This window comes from Bacillus nitratireducens (assembly GCF_036320425.1).
In the GTDB taxonomy this organism is placed as follows: domain Bacteria; phylum Bacillota; class Bacilli; order Bacillales; family Bacillaceae_G; genus Bacillus_A; species Bacillus_A nitratireducens.
Genome location: NZ_JAUMJO010000016.1, coordinates 30,392 through 45,908, shown reverse-complemented (window position 1 = coordinate 45,908; position 15,517 = coordinate 30,392). Strand labels below are relative to the sequence as shown.

At 32.9% G+C, this 15,517-nt stretch carries 14 protein-coding genes and 3 pseudogenes; 1 reads left to right on the top strand and 16 read right to left on the bottom strand.

Translation table 11 applies throughout. The features are described 5' to 3' along the window. The 3 genes from Q3V31_RS29220 to Q3V31_RS29210 all read right to left on the bottom strand — a co-directional run. The coding region (locus Q3V31_RS29220) for an IS6 family transposase (protein WP_329767608.1) at window positions 1–332 on the bottom strand (332 nt) is incomplete at its 3' end. A gap of 98 nt (window positions 333–430) precedes the next feature. Then, entirely contained in the window at window positions 431–736 is a 306-nt protein-coding gene (locus Q3V31_RS29215; protein WP_327922185.1) for a hypothetical protein, read from the bottom strand. A gap of 251 nt (window positions 737–987) precedes the next feature. After that, on the bottom strand, window positions 988–1,134 hold the full coding sequence (locus Q3V31_RS29210; RefSeq protein WP_000424156.1) for an aspartyl-phosphate phosphatase Spo0E family protein: 147 nt from the start codon (window positions 1,132–1,134) through the stop codon (window positions 988–990). Between the two features lie 511 nt (window positions 1,135–1,645). On the opposite strand from Q3V31_RS29210, the gene Q3V31_RS29205 reads away from it, so the two are divergent. Continuing rightward, entirely contained in the window at window positions 1,646–2,122 is a 477-nt protein-coding gene (locus Q3V31_RS29205) for a hypothetical protein (protein ID WP_199710735.1), read from the top strand. Between the two features lie 372 nt (window positions 2,123–2,494). Here Q3V31_RS29205 and Q3V31_RS29200 read toward each other — a convergent pair whose 3' ends face one another. From Q3V31_RS29200 to Q3V31_RS29140, 13 genes and pseudogenes are all read right to left on the bottom strand, one after another. Next, the gene (locus Q3V31_RS29200) at window positions 2,495–2,737 is read right to left on the bottom strand and encodes a helix-turn-helix domain-containing protein (RefSeq protein ID WP_000658310.1); all 243 of its coding nucleotides are present in this window, start codon (window positions 2,735–2,737) and stop codon (window positions 2,495–2,497) included. Window positions 2,738–3,034: 297 nt separating this feature from the next. Beyond that, window positions 3,035–3,223 carry a hypothetical protein gene (locus Q3V31_RS29195; protein WP_098417405.1) on the bottom strand — a complete coding sequence of 63 codons (189 nt, stop codon included), beginning with the start codon at window positions 3,221–3,223 and terminating at the stop codon, window positions 3,035–3,037. A 302-nt stretch (window positions 3,224–3,525) separates the two neighbouring features. After that, entirely contained in the window at window positions 3,526–4,188 is a 663-nt protein-coding gene (locus Q3V31_RS29190; RefSeq protein ID WP_098417404.1) for a restriction endonuclease, read from the bottom strand. Further along, complete coding sequence (locus tag Q3V31_RS29185; protein WP_329767607.1) at window positions 4,181–5,158, bottom strand: DUF3991 and TOPRIM domain-containing protein; 978 nt, start codon at window positions 5,156–5,158, stop codon at window positions 4,181–4,183. The genes Q3V31_RS29190 and Q3V31_RS29185 overlap by 8 nt, the downstream gene beginning before the upstream one ends. Window positions 5,159–5,203: 45 nt before the next feature. Next, a complete protein-coding gene (locus tag Q3V31_RS29180) occupies window positions 5,204–5,365 on the bottom strand; it encodes a hypothetical protein (protein ID WP_329767610.1) in 162 nt (53 codons plus the stop codon). A 145-nt stretch (window positions 5,366–5,510) separates the two neighbouring features. Beyond that, window positions 5,511–8,012 (bottom strand): annotated as a pseudogene (locus tag Q3V31_RS29175) (LPD25 domain-containing protein). Beyond that, the gene (locus tag Q3V31_RS29170) at window positions 8,005–8,280 is read right to left on the bottom strand and encodes a hypothetical protein (RefSeq protein WP_098417575.1); all 276 of its coding nucleotides are present in this window, start codon (window positions 8,278–8,280) and stop codon (window positions 8,005–8,007) included. The pseudogene Q3V31_RS29175 and the gene Q3V31_RS29170 overlap by 8 nt, the downstream one beginning before the upstream one ends. 42 nt (window positions 8,281–8,322) lie before the next feature. Further along, window positions 8,323–8,760: a hypothetical protein gene (locus Q3V31_RS29165; protein ID WP_070168322.1), complete on the bottom strand. Its 438-nt coding sequence runs from the start codon at window positions 8,758–8,760 to the stop codon at window positions 8,323–8,325. Then, entirely contained in the window at window positions 8,761–9,954 is a 1,194-nt protein-coding gene (gene mobP2, locus Q3V31_RS29160) for a MobP2 family relaxase (protein WP_097879244.1), read from the bottom strand. It abuts the gene before it with no gap. Then, window positions 9,947–10,207 (bottom strand): hypothetical protein, encoded by a 261-nt coding sequence (locus Q3V31_RS29155; protein WP_078205289.1) that lies wholly within the window; start codon window positions 10,205–10,207, stop codon window positions 9,947–9,949. The genes mobP2 and Q3V31_RS29155 overlap by 8 nt, the downstream gene beginning before the upstream one ends. A 260-nt stretch (window positions 10,208–10,467) precedes the next feature. Then, window positions 10,468–11,341 (bottom strand): annotated as a pseudogene (locus Q3V31_RS29150) (hypothetical protein). A gap of 20 nt (window positions 11,342–11,361) precedes the next feature. Beyond that, window positions 11,362–11,667, bottom strand: a pseudogene (locus Q3V31_RS29145) (MerR family transcriptional regulator); the annotation flags it as partial. A 998-nt stretch (window positions 11,668–12,665) separates the two neighbouring features. Further along, window positions 12,666–14,357: a hypothetical protein gene (locus tag Q3V31_RS29140; RefSeq protein WP_329767606.1), complete on the bottom strand. Its 1,692-nt coding sequence runs from the start codon at window positions 14,355–14,357 to the stop codon at window positions 12,666–12,668. Between the last annotated feature and the right edge of the window lie 1,160 nt (window positions 14,358–15,517).

The following is a 15,517-nucleotide window of genomic DNA, read 5'->3' as shown; positions in this document are numbered from 1 at the left end:
CTTGTTTTGCTTAGGCAAAAATCGATTGTGTTTCCGTTCGAATCAACAGCACGATACAGGTACATCCATTGACCTTTTACTTTGATATATGTTTCATCGACTCTCCAAGAGTCATTTATTTGTTTGAGGTAACGTCGGATTCGTTTGTCCAATTCAGGACCATACTGATGAACCCAACGCATAATCGTTGTATGAGAAATGGATAAACCACGTTCCTCCATCATTTCCACCAAATCGCGAAAACTTAGGTTGTACCGTAGGTACCATCTTACCATTAATAAGATAATATTAGGCTGATAGTGCTTCCATTTGAACCAATTTTTCTTTTCCATACCGATCACACACCCTTTTAGAGTAATAGTATCAGTATGTCCAAGTTTTAGAGATTACTTGTAATTATCTTGAAGTTTTTGCACCAGAACCATTGTGGCTATAACTCTATATAGGCTTTTGCCCCACCTGGAATCTTAAATTTATTTACATCATATTCTTTAATTATATATACCTTTATCGCTTCAAAATCTTTACCAAAAGCAAGAATTGGATTTTTTAAGAAATATATTATTTCTTCTTCGTCATAAATTCGGGCTTTAATTATTTCTTTGTCAGAGTGAAACGATAAATCGAGTCCTTTGTAAAAATATTCGTAGTATCCCTCTTCGTCCTGCTCACTCTTATCTTCAAAAGGAACACATTCAATATGATATATATTCCCATTTACATTTATTGATTTCATACAACATTACTCCCTTTTCAAGAATATTCATCAGAAATTAGCAACAATATATAGCAAAGTAATTTTTGTAATTATGACATGTTCCATCCCCCCATGCCAATCAAGCTAATATTTTGAAGTGTCCCCAAAACGAAAATTTTATTATTTTACAGTTATTTATAAGAATTCAACTCATTCTCTTCGTTTTGGAGTATTTGCTTTACTTAATTTGATGGCGATGTGATACTACCCTTGAAAGAATTAATTCTTTGCTATTTTTTCATGAACTTAAAAATTAAACAATCTAATTCTTGGCTTAATGTAAGTACTTTTTTATGTTTGATACCATATTTGATAGCGAGTTGAACTAATTCTTTCTTTTTATCTTCTATTACACTATGTAGCCTTGTTAATTCCATCTAAAATCTCCTTTATACCTATCGTACTAATTAGAAAAGTATTTAAATAAAAAACAAGACTGATAATGACAGTCTTGTCTTAACAACACATATACAAAAAATAACACTATTAAAGAGAATACAATACAAATTCGATTTTTTAAAGGTAATAACCCTAAAAATTTGAATAAATTTCATTTTTTACTATTAGGGGTACGGAAACGATTATGGGTTTCAGGGGCCACTCTGGAATTAAATACACGTTCCAATTTTGATAAGTGTATTTGAGAACCTCTAAATCCTTTAAAATCAATAACTTGTAAAATTATCAATAGAGTAGACTCTATTGATAATTTTGTTTATGCCATCTTAAATTTTTTATTTGCATATTTCTAAAACATTTAATTTTGTATACAATTGTAAGGCTATAAAAATTACATATTTTAAAAGGAGATGCCTTTATGAAGAAATTTATAAGTATTATTGATAAATCCAAAACTCCAGTAAATAATTTAAAGAGAAAAATAAAATTATGAATTTGTACCTTTTAGCACCCGAAGTAGCGGGGGGACATGGAGAACAAACAGTTTATGGAACTGAAAAGGAAATTAGAGAAGAAGGGATTTCAGGAAAAGTTCAATTTTTACATTATGAGTTCTATGGATGGCTTGGGGATGATTTGTTAGAATCTACACCTTGTTTTATTGTTTCAGATAAATTTAAAAATGCATTAGAATCTAGTCAATTAAGAGATTTTAAAATAGAAAAATGTTTGATTAGTCTTTCAGAGGAATTTCAAGAATTATATCCTGACAAGAAAATCCCCGGTTTTTGGAGACTTACTCCTATTGGGACAGTAACTACTGAAAATGCGCATTATACTGACTGGTCTGGGCATCATTTTTGTTTATCTTCTAGAGGAGATCTTGTTTTGACAGAAGAAGTTCTCTTATTTCTAAAGTCATTTGCATTAAATTATTGTGATATTACTCCATTAAAGAGAGCTTAATTATTTAGAGTCAAGTTATTTTATGATTTGACTCTTTTTGAATATCTTTTCAGAGTGACCCCTCTTACCCAGAATAGTTTCAGTACCCCAATTAGGCATAGAATTAAATGTAGACTATTAATTATGTATTTTGTTTTTTTTAAATAGTGCGGTACGTGAAATTTTACTCTTCCCTTATTAAAAAAGCCCCCATAGATCTTACACCTATGAGAGCTACCTAAGGGTATTTAGACTTTCGACTTGATTCTATTGTAACAAGCTTTCACCAAATAGCAAAAACATAACGATCCAAAACCAAATAATCAAACGAAATGCACTCTTAAATCCTCCCCAGAGAGAAAATGTTTCCTCTTGCATTATTATCCCCCTTTCCTACTTGTCTTTTGGTTCTCCAAACCATTCATACATTGCCTGTCGGCTTATAATCCATTCCTTACGCTTCCCTTCAGGATGCAAAAAATACTTCACTAAACCTTCTTGTAACATGCGTTCTAAATCATTTATTTGCTTCTCGTTCATTAAAGAAGGGCTATATTTATTCTTAATTGTCTCACGAGGAATCCTCCAGTAAAAAGCTGCTTCAGATGGTGTCATGTATTTATCGATTTCTTTCATGAGAATTCTCCTTTGTTTGTGCTTTTCCTTTTATGTTACAATAAATAAAGAAGGAAATGGACAAGATTTCCTTCTACTTCAGTCACTCATTAACTAAGCCCTTTGTTTGCTGTTAAGCAAATGAAGGGTTTTTATTTTGCTTGCTTAAATTTACTATCTATGACAGCCAAACGGATCAACTTCAGCTTAATATCCTTACTAAGAGAAAGCCATTCAGATGTACCAATTTTCATATCCTTTTCCTCCCCATTCCCTTTTTATACTTCAAGAAAATTAGACCCTTAAAACATTTGTATTTTACACTAATTTAACAACTAGAGAATCCTCATCATATTCGTGAATGTGTAAATCATAGCGCATATCTGTTGCATCCAGTACTTTACAAAACCTCTGATAGTAAGCCGGATTACTTACTTCCATGCCAACTTCTCCATTCCTGAACAGATACTCTAAACCATCAATGATTTCTTTTACTGTATTCTCCAATATTTTCACTCCTTATCTTTTCAAAAAGCCCTATAAGGTTATTTTATAATAAAAAAACCAACCTTACAAGGTTATTTATTTGTTTTTCAGATATTTTATAAAAAATTCTTATTAACATCCTTAACTCCCTTTAAACCGCTTATTTTTACTTACAACACATCCTTTGTTATTTAGGTCTTATGTCATTCGCTTTTAAATAAACATTGGTTATATCGAAATCTGCGAAGCCGTTTTTTGATGGAAGTATGATTTTTTAAAGTTAATTCCTAAAAATAACAAAAGAGCTGGATTTTCATCACAGCTCACGTATTGATTGGCTCTGTATGTGTACATGTAGGATATTGAGAACAGCCAAGAAACTTATTTCCTGTTTTATTCGAATTTCGAACGACTAAATGATTTTTACATGTTGGGCATTTCCTTTCTGCAGGTTTTACCCCTTGATACACATCTTCAGCCGAATATTCGGGATTAATTTTGTTAATCAAATTCTGAAGTTCTACACGATCTATTAGTTTTATATGGCATGCTTCTGCTAATTCTTTCGCTTGTCTTGTATACACACTGTTTGTTACAACCCAGCCCTCATGTGCTTTGTAATAGGCTTGTGCTGCATATATCTCTTGTACGGCACTGATGCCGACTCTATTTTTCATCCCGTAGCGTTTCGCCTGGATTACAATACGATTTTTTCCCTTCAATACAAGATCCGCTCCGAAATCATTTGACTGCTTTGTAACTGTTGGAGAATAACCCAACTCTCGAAAGAGAGCTTTTAGGTATACTTCGAATTGAAGTCCGTCCATTTTGTCTATATAGCGAATACCGGACTTTGCCATTCGCTTCAGTATTCTCCGCTCCCGAATCTTTCGATACACAAATTTACAAATACGAAATAGAACATAAAGGATAAAACCGTAAATCAAAATCTGTAGTATGTTTGGCATTGTTGGTAGATTAGACACTTCTCTCCACCTCTTTGATTGGTTTCATTTTCTTTGGTTGAGCTGTTTCTTTTGGCCGTTGTTCATTCACTTGTTTCTTCCGAACATCGTTCCAATCTTTTTCATTCGTTGGGATTTCCTCTTTAAGATCTACAAAGCATTTCATCGTCTGAATGAAGTCTTTCCCAGCCTTATCATTATCAACTGCCATAATGACCTCTTTAATATCGTGCCCTTCTTTTTTCGCATCCATTAAAGCTTGAATCACCGTTTTTGACTTCAATCCATGCATAGACACCAGGCGAGCGTTTTGGATATTATTTTGCTTAATACTCCAATGAGATAACATGTCGATTGGATCTTCATAAAAATAGATCTTATCCGGCTTACCTACATCAACCGTAAAACCCGCATGGATTTTTTCAAAATTCGGGACGATTTGTTTAAAGCTTCCTCTTTTATTCTCCATTTTGACAGTACCTTGACGGTTCATTCCAATTACTTGCCCTTTGCCCCCTTCTTCTCTCCATTTGAACACCACATTATTTTTCTTATCCTGGGCGATGAGATCCTTTTTAATCAGCCAGTTTACCAAACGAGGATCTATTCTCCTTTCATCAATTAAGTATTGCTTGATCTCTGTTTGTTTCTGCACCTCTAAGTGTTTTGGATAGGTAAATGGCTGCTGCTCTTTTTTGCGTTCTTCTTCAGCTTTTGAACGATCAAACTCTTTGTAGTCTCCCTTCTGAATGTCCATCACGGCTTGAGGGAATGTCATGTCATAGTACATCATGGCAAAACTAATCGCTCCATACCCTTTTTCCCCTCGACTATTCCAGGCGTATTGATTCCCTTTAATGATGAGACTGTCATGTTCCGTATGACGATAATAGTTTCCTTCTTTCTTAAACGTTTCTCCCTTTGCTTCCAGATATGAAATCAAGTCAACTTTTCTTGCTTTCATCGCATCCTCCGTACTGACATGTGCCATTACGGAATCCCCCCTTTACTCTATAAAATGAAATAAAAAAGAGGACTATTCCGTTTCATAGTCCTTTCCTATTAATCTGCAATTTCGGTTTTGTGGTTCCGTTTCTTGATTCTCAGCTTTCCCACGATTCTTTGCCCAAATAAACAACAACACGTTCAAAGAGACAGCTACAAGGAACATACAGCCCGCAAACAGCCATACATTCATGACATTCACTCCTTTCGTTCTACAAACAAGAAAGAGGGCTTTTACTTTTACCCTCTTTCGTTTCTAGATATAAAAAAATCACTTTCCGTTATCTCAATTGAGTAACAAAAAATGATTTAATCTGGTTTTCCTGTTATAAAATTTTTCATCGTTCCATTTCCATTGTTTCTTTTTTTCTATTTGATTTCTTTGTAGTCTTCGATTGCTCTACATTACCTGACTCTGGCTCCTTGTCTTTTTCTTTACCATTCGTTTGTTTTCCGTTTAATGGCTGAAATTTTTTACCTACATCTATTTCTCTTGAAGTTGTAGACTGATTCACCGTTATTCCTTCTTTCCCAAGCTTCTCATCCACCTGATTTTCTAATTTTACTACGTGTTCCTGGCTTACCAGCTCATTATCAATCGAAACATATTTCGTTGTATAATACCGTTCTTCAGCTTTTACACGAGTGACAATACTATCAATATTATCTGGTGTTTCTTCATATTGTGAACGTCTGTATGCCTCGAATTTTCGGCTTAAATCCTTATCTAACGTAGTTGGCTCCTTTTCTTTTAAAGGTTGAATTTGTTGATCTAGAGAAGCAATAGGTGCATATTCCTCTGTCTTCATTTCTTTATATAATTCCACTTCTTTTTCATTAAATGAATAATCTTTTTGCGCCTCCGCTTTATCAACTAAGATTCCATATCGTTCATCTTTTACAATTTCATCTAGACTCATATTTGCATCCTTTTCATAAACAACAAAAGACAAATTTCATCTCCCGTCAAAGATAGAACTTTGAACCTTTTCATATAAATCTGGTTTCAAAATGTTATCTAGATAGACATTTTCTCGTTTCCCGTCCTTTTCCATTAGGGAAACATATAAATCGTCCCGATCTGTTTTATCTTGATTCCATACAGACAAATAATTTATATCTTTCGTAACAGCATCCATCATGTGGATTCTTGCCAGTTCTTCATCTTGCATACCATTTGCTAATATTTCAATTGTAACTAAGTGGTTTGGTGTCTCTTTCGATTTTTCTACTGTATTTTTTTGTGCTTTTTCCATCGGTATTTCTTTGTTATTTCTATGATTCACTACCTCATCTCGTAACGCTTGTTTTACTTCATCCGATAAATACCTTTTCTCGTTTAATACTTGTTCATACGGTGTCTTATAGTCCCCATCCCCCATATCCAAACGATCCATACTCACAAGCTCCATTCTCCCAAAATCTCTATCTACTTCTTTTGGAATGGCAATATGATAACGAGTTTTATCATATGGTACATATTCATCTCTTTCTCTTGCTTCCTCTTTTGCTTTTTCAATATTTGTAATGACTTCAGCCATTTTTTCATTGGCCCCTCCAAACGGAATCAACTGACTACCCTTAAAATTTTTGTTTTCGCTCCACTGAACTAACATAGTTGGACGAGTAATTTCATCTTGATTTAGTGCTGCATACTTTTCTTGATTCGCTTCATTAAATGCATCAATAAATTCTTTATCACTCAACTTTTCTACGCCTTCTACGGGCTCAAACGATCGGTTTCTATCCACTTGTTCCCTTAACTCTGTAACGGAAACAAGCTCTTGTGTCGTGTTACTTAAACTCATAAATTCGACCAATAAAATATTTTTTTCGTCCTGTTTTTCATTTTTATTTGCCATACTTTCCACCTCTTTTTCATTTATTTGTTCTTTTTCCTTTTCTAATGTGTTTTCAATTGTTTCGATAAACTCAATCGAAGTTTCATGTACTTCTTTTAATAATTTCGTTTTATCCTTCATTTCTTTTCCTTGTGTCCAGTTCGCTAAATATCCTAACGAATATTCGCTTGTATCAATTCCAAAATAAGAAGAAACGGCATGAGCGGTCATCTCTGCTTGAAACTCTTTTTCTGGTGCTGTGTAATTCATATGTGTCTCTGCTGTATGAAGTTTGGCATGTGCTAATTCGTGAAGAAGTGTTTTTACATTTTGTAATTCACTGTTTCGTGGATTCAAGGCAACTTCTTTTGTTAAGGTATAACTCACACCTTTTGCGACACCCAGCTCTGTTTTTGGTGCAATAATTTTTACACCGTTGTTTTCCGCAACGGCTTCCATTCCTCTATACAAGCTCTTGTAATCTTTCACACTACCTTCTAGCCAACGATTCGGAAAAATACGAGGGAGATCTTCAGCTTTTGCGTTCGTTTGCGAAACATCAAACACATGGCCGACAGCAAAATATAAGCGACCTGGTTTCACTTCTACGCTTTTAGACTCAATTTGTTTTTTCTCTTCCTCATTTGCTTTAGTTACTGTTTTCCAAGTGCCTTCTTTGTCTTTGAATTTTGCTACAGTTCGGTTTGGAACAAGGATCTGGATTCCTTTCTCACCCTTCTTAACCGCAAACCCTTTTTCTTTCCAAAAAGAAAAGGAACCAACTGCCTTGGCTCCTTCAAATTGACTCTGTATTAATGAAATATTAGATGGTGAATACTGATAAAATTTTGCCATAAACGATAAATAATCTTTTAAATCTCCCGGTGTACGAAAATAGCCTTCTATGCTTTTTTCCATCTTTTTTGTTAAAGCTTGCACCGCTTCTTTCTTTTCTTCTGGTAATTTCGTTTGATACTTTTTCTTATAACTTTTACTCATGATCTTCTCCTACGCTTTCACTCGCTCTTTGCAATTCTTCCATGTCTTCTTCATTCCATCTTTCATTTGTATCGAAGAACAGTTCATGTGTTTTTACATTAACCGGAACCAACATATTTTCTTGATTCATGACATGTACCGCAAGCTCTTTTTCTTCCTCTCTTGTAATCGTAATGGTTAACTCTTCATCCTTGACAAGTAAGATTAATTCCCCTTCTCCAACTGCTTTAATAACTCCTAACTCGATATCTTCACGAAATAATAACATCCTACTAACCTCCTGTTTTTTTATAAAAAGAAACAATGTAGCTTACGTTACATTGTTCTTTGATGCCTCATGATCTATACGTTTTTGTCTCGCATGACTAATTCGTTCCGCTACGACTTCCTTTGCCATTTTCACGCCACCGACTTCTATTTTATCCGTAGTAATAATACTCTCTAAATCTAAGTCATTGGCAAAAAAGTATCCATTCATTAATTCAATTAAAACTTGTGTATTTCGATCCGCACTATTTGCACCAAGGCGAATTTTTGTTAGCTCACTTTTTAATATGTCATGAAGATTTTTAGAAACAATTTCTGAAATATAATTCAATGACCATTCTGTATTTTTTGATGCTTGATGTTCTCTACAAATCCTAACAATTGCTTCACCGTTATATCTGATGTTGTGTTCTTCCATGTAATCTTTAATATACGTATCTGTTTCCTCATCTAATGTAATTTGCATGCGAAAGTCCTTCATTTAATAACCCCTCTCATTTTGATATGCACTTTCTTTTTGCATACGTTCGTAGTACTTTTGGTTCTTCCAACTTTCATATTCACTTTTAAAAGCACGTTCCACTTTCCTCATAGAATACTGAATAGATACATTCTGTTGAAATTTTTGAAACGGCTTTGATTTTTTCATGTGATGGATTCTCTTTTGTTCTTTATCATATGCCTTCATTTCTTGTAAAAAGGCATTACCCATTCTTTTATACAGGTCACTAATTTTATTCGTCTTGTAATTTTCATATTGCTTCTTATCATACTTTCCTTCCCCATATGCTTCTTTAAAAACTTGCACTTCTTTATCTAACTTTTTTAGAAATTGATCGTAATCTTTTTTATGATGATGTTGAATATATCGACTGCTTAATTCATCAATTTCAGGCTTTAATGGTTGAATCGTATTGTAGCTATATTGCCACTGTCTTTTATCACTTGGTAACTGTTTATAGATTTGTAAAAACAACGGTTTCAGATGTTGATTACGCCAATCAAAAACGGAATCCTCTTTTTTCTTTCCCACCATATTGTTTCGAATCAGATCATTAATTTGTTTTTGTTCCTGCTTACGATCTAATAGATTATTTACGACTTTCCCCTTCATCGCATCTAATGTTTTTGGTTTTCTTTTACCACGTTCTCTCGTTGGAAATGGTTCAACAGTTGCGACATGAATATGAATATTATCTGTATTAAAATGAATGGCTGCCGACCAGATAGAGCTTTTTTCCAACCCCTCTCTTTTTTGCATTTCCTTCATCGCCAGCCGTGTTACATCCATTAACTTTTTTTCATCCAACGTTTTTGTTTTCTCATCATAAATGCCTTGTTTCTCTAACCAGGGATTATGAAAAGAAATGACATCTTGCCACATGATACTTCCATTCTCATGAGCGGTTTTAAACATTTCCTTTAAGGACTTTTTTTCGCTTTCTGTTAAACGATTTGCGTGTTCCGTAAATAGTGCTGATGTCTTTTCTGAATTCCCCATGTAGTCTTGATACGTTTCGAACATTTTCGGATTCAGCTTCACTTCACTTTTCGCTTCCTCCCGATCTACATAATCAATGTAGTTCTGAAAAGCATCCGAACTTGGCAATACAAATTTCGTTTTTAAAACAACACCTGGTGTGACGGAAGACTGAACAGGAACAGCATTATTCATTTTCAACATCCTGCATCATCATCTGAATAAACTCATTCATTTTTTCCATTGCGCTATAACAATTACTCATCATATGGATGTTCTTTTCAATGAGATTTTCTAATTCCATTTCCCTTTTATTTTGCTGCTGAAAAAATGCCAACATTTCAATTTGTGCTTTCAAAAACTTTTGCCTGGATATTCCCTTTTCTTTTGCAATTTCATCTATTTTCTTTAAGGCAACCGGATCTATATCTCTTATTTTTAGATGCACACTTTCCACTCCTTTCTGCAATTATGGGTAGAGAACCAAAAATAGTGAGAAGAGCATAAGGGGTTTTTGCCCCCACCGAGGGTGTGGGGCTAGGCGGAGCCTAGCAAAACGATGGGGGCAAGAAAATCCTCTAGGTGAGTACTCACTGATGACACAAATCAAACACCTGAGTACTGAATGAGTATACAAAATTCACCAAACGAGCACTCACTGAGTACCCAAATTGCACTGGTGAGTACTCACTGACGACATGACTTTTTTCAGTTTTTATTAATTTCTTGTGCCTTTTGTTCTAATTTTTTGTTCCCCTTTAAACATTTCAACGTTCTTTTCTGATGATTTTATTTTAGATTCTAAGGATGCTATTTTCGATTGCGTTTCCGTTTTTTCCGCATCGGTTTGGTACTTCATTTCATCTTGTAGTTCTTTTACTTTTTCATAAACTGTCTTCGCATTTTCTTCTTCCAGTTTGATTGCTTTCCCATAATTTTTGATCTTTGTTTCAATATCTTTTTTGTCTCTATCTATAAAATCTATCTCATATGTTTTTTTATCTTCAGCTAACAATTCATCATTTGCTTTCGTTTTTCTTTGATCGGTAAAAATCGTCTGAACAAGTTTATTCGGACTCTTTGTTGCTGCATTTTCTTCTTCATATTCGTTAACATCTTGTGTGAATTTACGAATATCCATTTGTTATTTTTCACTGTTTTTATTGTAAATATCAAAAGCTAACGCTCCCCAATTCAGAGATAATTCCTTTACTTCTACTACGTAATTTCCGTTCTCTTCATACAATACTTTGACAGGTAACTGAACACCTGGATTTGCTTTTTGCTGTGCTTTAAATGTATATCCAGTTTCCTCATATCCTTCTAATCGAAAGTAAATTTGTATAAAGTTTTTGTGTGGATTGTATTCCCTTTTTTCTACAATCAATTTCCCCATACCCGACAACTTAATTACTTTATTTGTCTCTGTATGGAATAGTTTTTCATCGTTTGGCATGTATATTTTAGATGTCAAGAAAGCGAAAAAACCAAAAAACAAAAAGCTGATAATTGTTAAGTAGATCCACGACTTATTTTTTCTCAGATTGATTCTTTCACTCTTTTTACCAATTGTACCTATCACACTCTCACCCCACCTTTTCGTTATAAAACTTTCATATTTAACTCTTCCACACTTGTAACTCGCCATGTTTCCTTTTCTTTTTTCATGATGATTCGCAACACATTGTTTACTTTTTCTTCTCGATTTTGCGTTGAATCTGTCGTGACATTTATAAATTCAGCTAACACATTTACTTCTTCTTTATCAGGTTCATTTTCTTGTAAATAAAATTTCATTTCTATTGGTTTTGTTTTATAGGTATCTTCTAATTCGTATTTATCAGTTGGGTAGAATTGTTGTAAAATTTCTTCGCTCATAATGGATTTCGCCTTTTCTTTTCGCTCACTATTGTATTGTCTCTTCTAATTAAGGTCTACACGGATAAACTCAGCGTATAATTGTTGTCTGAGCAATTCATACATCTCTTCTCTTTCGTTCATGCTGATAATGCTTCTATTTGAACTAATTTTCCTTTTCATACTGATTACACATTTTTTTAATACTACCATCAGTATCTTCAAGTATTTAAATTTATTTTTTACTTAATGAAAGACTATTACCTTTTAGATAATTAAGAGATGCGCATTTTTTCGGATAGCACGTTAAAACCTAATATAATATATATCTTTTATATAAAAAGAATATAAAGATAAAACTATTATACTTATGAAAAATGGCTTACAAATCTAGCAATAACAGTGTTTTTCAAGTTATAGAACCATAAAAAATCGAAAAAAACACTTATTGGAAATGCATTTATTGCGTTTTACGTCACTCTAAAAATACAAAATATCATAAAGTTGAATCACTTAACCTACATATAATCAGCATTATTTTAATGCATAAAAGTGTATATAAGATTAATGGTAGTCTAGCTTAAATTAATAACATGATTTCCACATAAGCTATAAAATAATCCACATTTTATTAACATTTAGAAGTAAGTTATAGACTTAATTCAGTAAATCAACATTATTAACAAAAAACATTCTGATTTTAAGTAGATTCATATATGAAACGTTTATAAATGAGGTTTCGAGCTATTTTATTGTACACATTTGGACAATATTATTAAGATATCCACTGAATTTATATATATATTTACGATTTTTAGTAGATTAAATCCCAACAAAAGAACGAATATTCAAAAAAAGGAAAAGTAAAGTTGTGAATTACTGATTATATTTTAGGATTTTTGTATGGAAGTGTATAAAAAAAAGAGAGGCATTCTAACTCAAATTTAAGAATCTCTCTCTTTTATGTTTGGATAGTACGAATATTATTTCTAATCTCAGCACGAATAGCCCTCCGTCTTTGATTTTTCAAAAACGGAGAGCATGTAATTTTACATTGCAGGAAGCAGCTGATCTACCGTGTGTGGTGTTTCACTAGTTTTACGGTAATAAGCCTCTAAGGATTGAAGAAAATCGATTAAATTAAAGTCTTTTGGAACTTCAATTACGCGGATTTTTTCCTTAGGCAATCTATCTATTTTTTCAATGAACAGTTCGCGAATATCACTTGGAATATGACGTTCTTTATGGCCCTGAGATTTTAATAATTCACGAATTTTAATTTCTAATGCAATATATGCGTTAACATTTACTCCTTGCTCAAAAGCATACTTCCTAAATAGAGTTTCTTCTTGATACTGCATATAATTACGATGGTATGCTTCTTCAGTTACAGGAACAGCATATGTAGCATGAAGAAGGTCATGCGCTTTACAGAATAACTTCTTAACATTTTGTAATGAATATATAGCGAAGTGAGTACCAAATTTAAATACCGCATCTTCTTGTTTCTCTTTCGGCACATTATGTGTAATTAGAGAATAAATACCTGTTTTAGCAGCCGTATCTAATACGCGATATTGAGAAGACTGCTTTAATAATTTGCTTAGTGTATAAACAAGATTTTTAGGGAAACCCTCTTGTCTATCAATCATTTCGCGTAATCCACGAATTACTTGGCGAATTTGACGATGACAAGAATGTTTTAAGACATTTACAAATTGGTTTATATCTTTTGTAAATTCTGCAATATTCATTTCAACTAATGATTCTTCAATGAACTTAGCTTTACGTTTATATGTAAGTCTTGGTGTAAATGGATCGCGATATTCTTCCCCTACTTCCTTATTACACAGGAAATCAGGGTGTACAGATAAATGCATTGTTGTATACTGCTTTTTATTCTTTTTCCCTTTTTCTAATTTGCAAATTTTAAACAAAGAAGATCCAGTAGTAGTTGATTTAGTTGTTAATTCAGCCATTACAGAACGTATCTGATGTGGGTATTTCTTATGTAAGAAGCGATACATACCGCCAAAATGAGTCTGTTGTCCTTGCTCATCAAATTTATATAGTGAACGTTTCAAAGTAGTTTCTCGTTTTTGCTGCATTGCGATATCAATAAATAGCTTTTTAGCAGCAATGGATAAATCGAAGAACTCTTTTGTAAATACAATCGGACTGATAAACGTGTAAGGATTCGCTTTATTTGTCTCCTTGTTCATAAAATCAGTTAATGTAATTTTATATTTACCACTGTATTCATTCTCAATTTCAATGATGTTGTGTAAGTTAAGCTTTTTCAACGCAACATAGAATTGTGAATGATGAATATGTGCAAATGCTTCTTTATAGTTTTTGTAGTCCTCCCAAAGCATGTGAATGGAAACATGAGAAAGTTCACCATAGGTATTACATTTTTTATGTAGAAATAGAAATACTTCTAGATCTGCATTAGTAATACCATATAGCTTATGCTTTCTACCATTTGCTTTAGTGAAGAGATTTTTCATTTGAAGTGAAAAAGATGGTTTGGCTTTTTCAACAAACCCTTCTTCATCTGCAATTCGTTCCTCGTAAGACATTGAATTTACGATATCTTCTAGATATGTATCTTTAAAGCTATAGTATTTGCCTTCTAAAGCTTCCACTAATTTTTGCCATGCTTTAATTGTTACTAATACTGGAGTTGTTGTTTCACCATTTAAACTACGTTTGTTCTTTATAACGAAAGGTTTAGCCATCTTTTTCACCTCCTCTTATTATGAGTTTCAGTTTTTACCTAAATAGGATATAAAAATTCAATTTTGATTATATCAAATCGAATCTTGGTGAAATGTGTCTCTTTAAGAGGAAAATCAAAAATGTGAAACGCAACCTCAGCCTTAGAGGCACAAGGGATTCAACGTTTCACATTTTTTTTTTTTTGGCCACCATAAAGCTATAAGGTATTTTGAATATGAAACGTATCTGAAATTAATGAAACAGCACCTAAACCTTGGTATAATAGGTTTTTTAGTGCTTTTGTATAAAAGTTGTTGCCATCATATAGCTATAACGTTTCATATTTTGAAACGACTAAATAATGTGTAGAATTCATTCATAAATGTTGTGGTATAGCGTTTTCATGTTAATTTACGTCAAGGGACTATTGCCATCATATAGCTATATACGTTTCATGTTTTTTTTAGATTGTTGCCATCATAAAGCTATGGCGTTTCATGTTTGAAATCAATGTTTCATTGCGCTTGAAATGCACCTAAACCCTTGTTACATATGGATTCATAGGTTTTTTTTAAAAATAGTTGTTGCCATCATATAGCTATAGCATTTCATTGGGACTTTTTTAATTTTTTTAAAGAATGGCTTTATATCAATGTTTATCACTAATTTAAATGAAAAATATATTTTTTTATATGAAAAGATTTTAGTGTGTTTATGTTTCATATTTAAATAGTTGTTGCCACCATATAGCTATAACGTTTCAAGTTTTCGATAGTAACTGCCATAATGTAGCTATGACGTTTCATAAAAGTAAAGGTATTTGTACCGATGTATGGAATAACGTTAATTCTTGTTAAATGAAATCCAAAAATTCATAGGTATTTCTTGTTCAGAATATACTTGCCATCATAAAGCTAAAGTATTTTAAGTTTTCAATAGTAACTGCCACAATGTAGCTATGATGTTTCATAAAAGTAAAGGTATTCGTGCCGATGTATGGAATAACGTTAATTCTTGTTAAATGAAATCCAAAAATTCATAGGTATTTCTTGTTCAGAACATACTTGCCATCATAAAGCTAAAGTGTTTCAAGTTTTCAATAGTAACTGCCACAATGTAGCTATGGTGTTTCAAAAAAGTAGAGGTACACGTATCGAAGGATGAAATATCTTTAATTCTT

Bases quoted from the DNA above. Each gene is read 5' to 3' on its own strand.
- Q3V31_RS29215 (WP_327922185.1), bottom strand. From the start codon at position 736: ATGAAATCAATAAATGTAAATGGGAATATATATCATATTGAATGTGTT.
- Q3V31_RS29210 (WP_000424156.1), bottom strand. From the start codon at position 1,134: ATGGAATTAACAAGGCTACATAGTGTAATAGAAGATAAAAAGAAAGAA.
- Q3V31_RS29205 (WP_199710735.1), top strand. From the start codon at position 1,646: ATGAATTTGTACCTTTTAGCACCCGAAGTAGCGGGGGGACATGGAGAA.
- Q3V31_RS29200 (WP_000658310.1), bottom strand. From the start codon at position 2,737: ATGAAAGAAATCGATAAATACATGACACCATCTGAAGCAGCTTTTTAC.
- Q3V31_RS29185 (WP_329767607.1), bottom strand. From the start codon at position 5,158: ATGGCACATGTCAGTACGGAGGATGCGATGAAAGCAAGAAAAGTTGAC.
- Q3V31_RS29180 (WP_329767610.1), bottom strand. From the start codon at position 5,365: ATGAATGTATGGCTGTTTGCGGGCTGTATGTTCCTTGTAGCTGTCTCT.
- Q3V31_RS29170 (WP_098417575.1), bottom strand. From the start codon at position 8,280: ATGTTATTATTTCGTGAAGATATCGAGTTAGGAGTTATTAAAGCAGTT.
- Q3V31_RS29165 (WP_070168322.1), bottom strand. From the start codon at position 8,760: ATGAAGGACTTTCGCATGCAAATTACATTAGATGAGGAAACAGATACG.
- mobP2 (WP_097879244.1), bottom strand. From the start codon at position 9,954: ATGAATAATGCTGTTCCTGTTCAGTCTTCCGTCACACCAGGTGTTGTT.
- Q3V31_RS29140 (WP_329767606.1), bottom strand. From the start codon at position 14,357: ATGGCTAAACCTTTCGTTATAAAGAACAAACGTAGTTTAAATGGTGAA.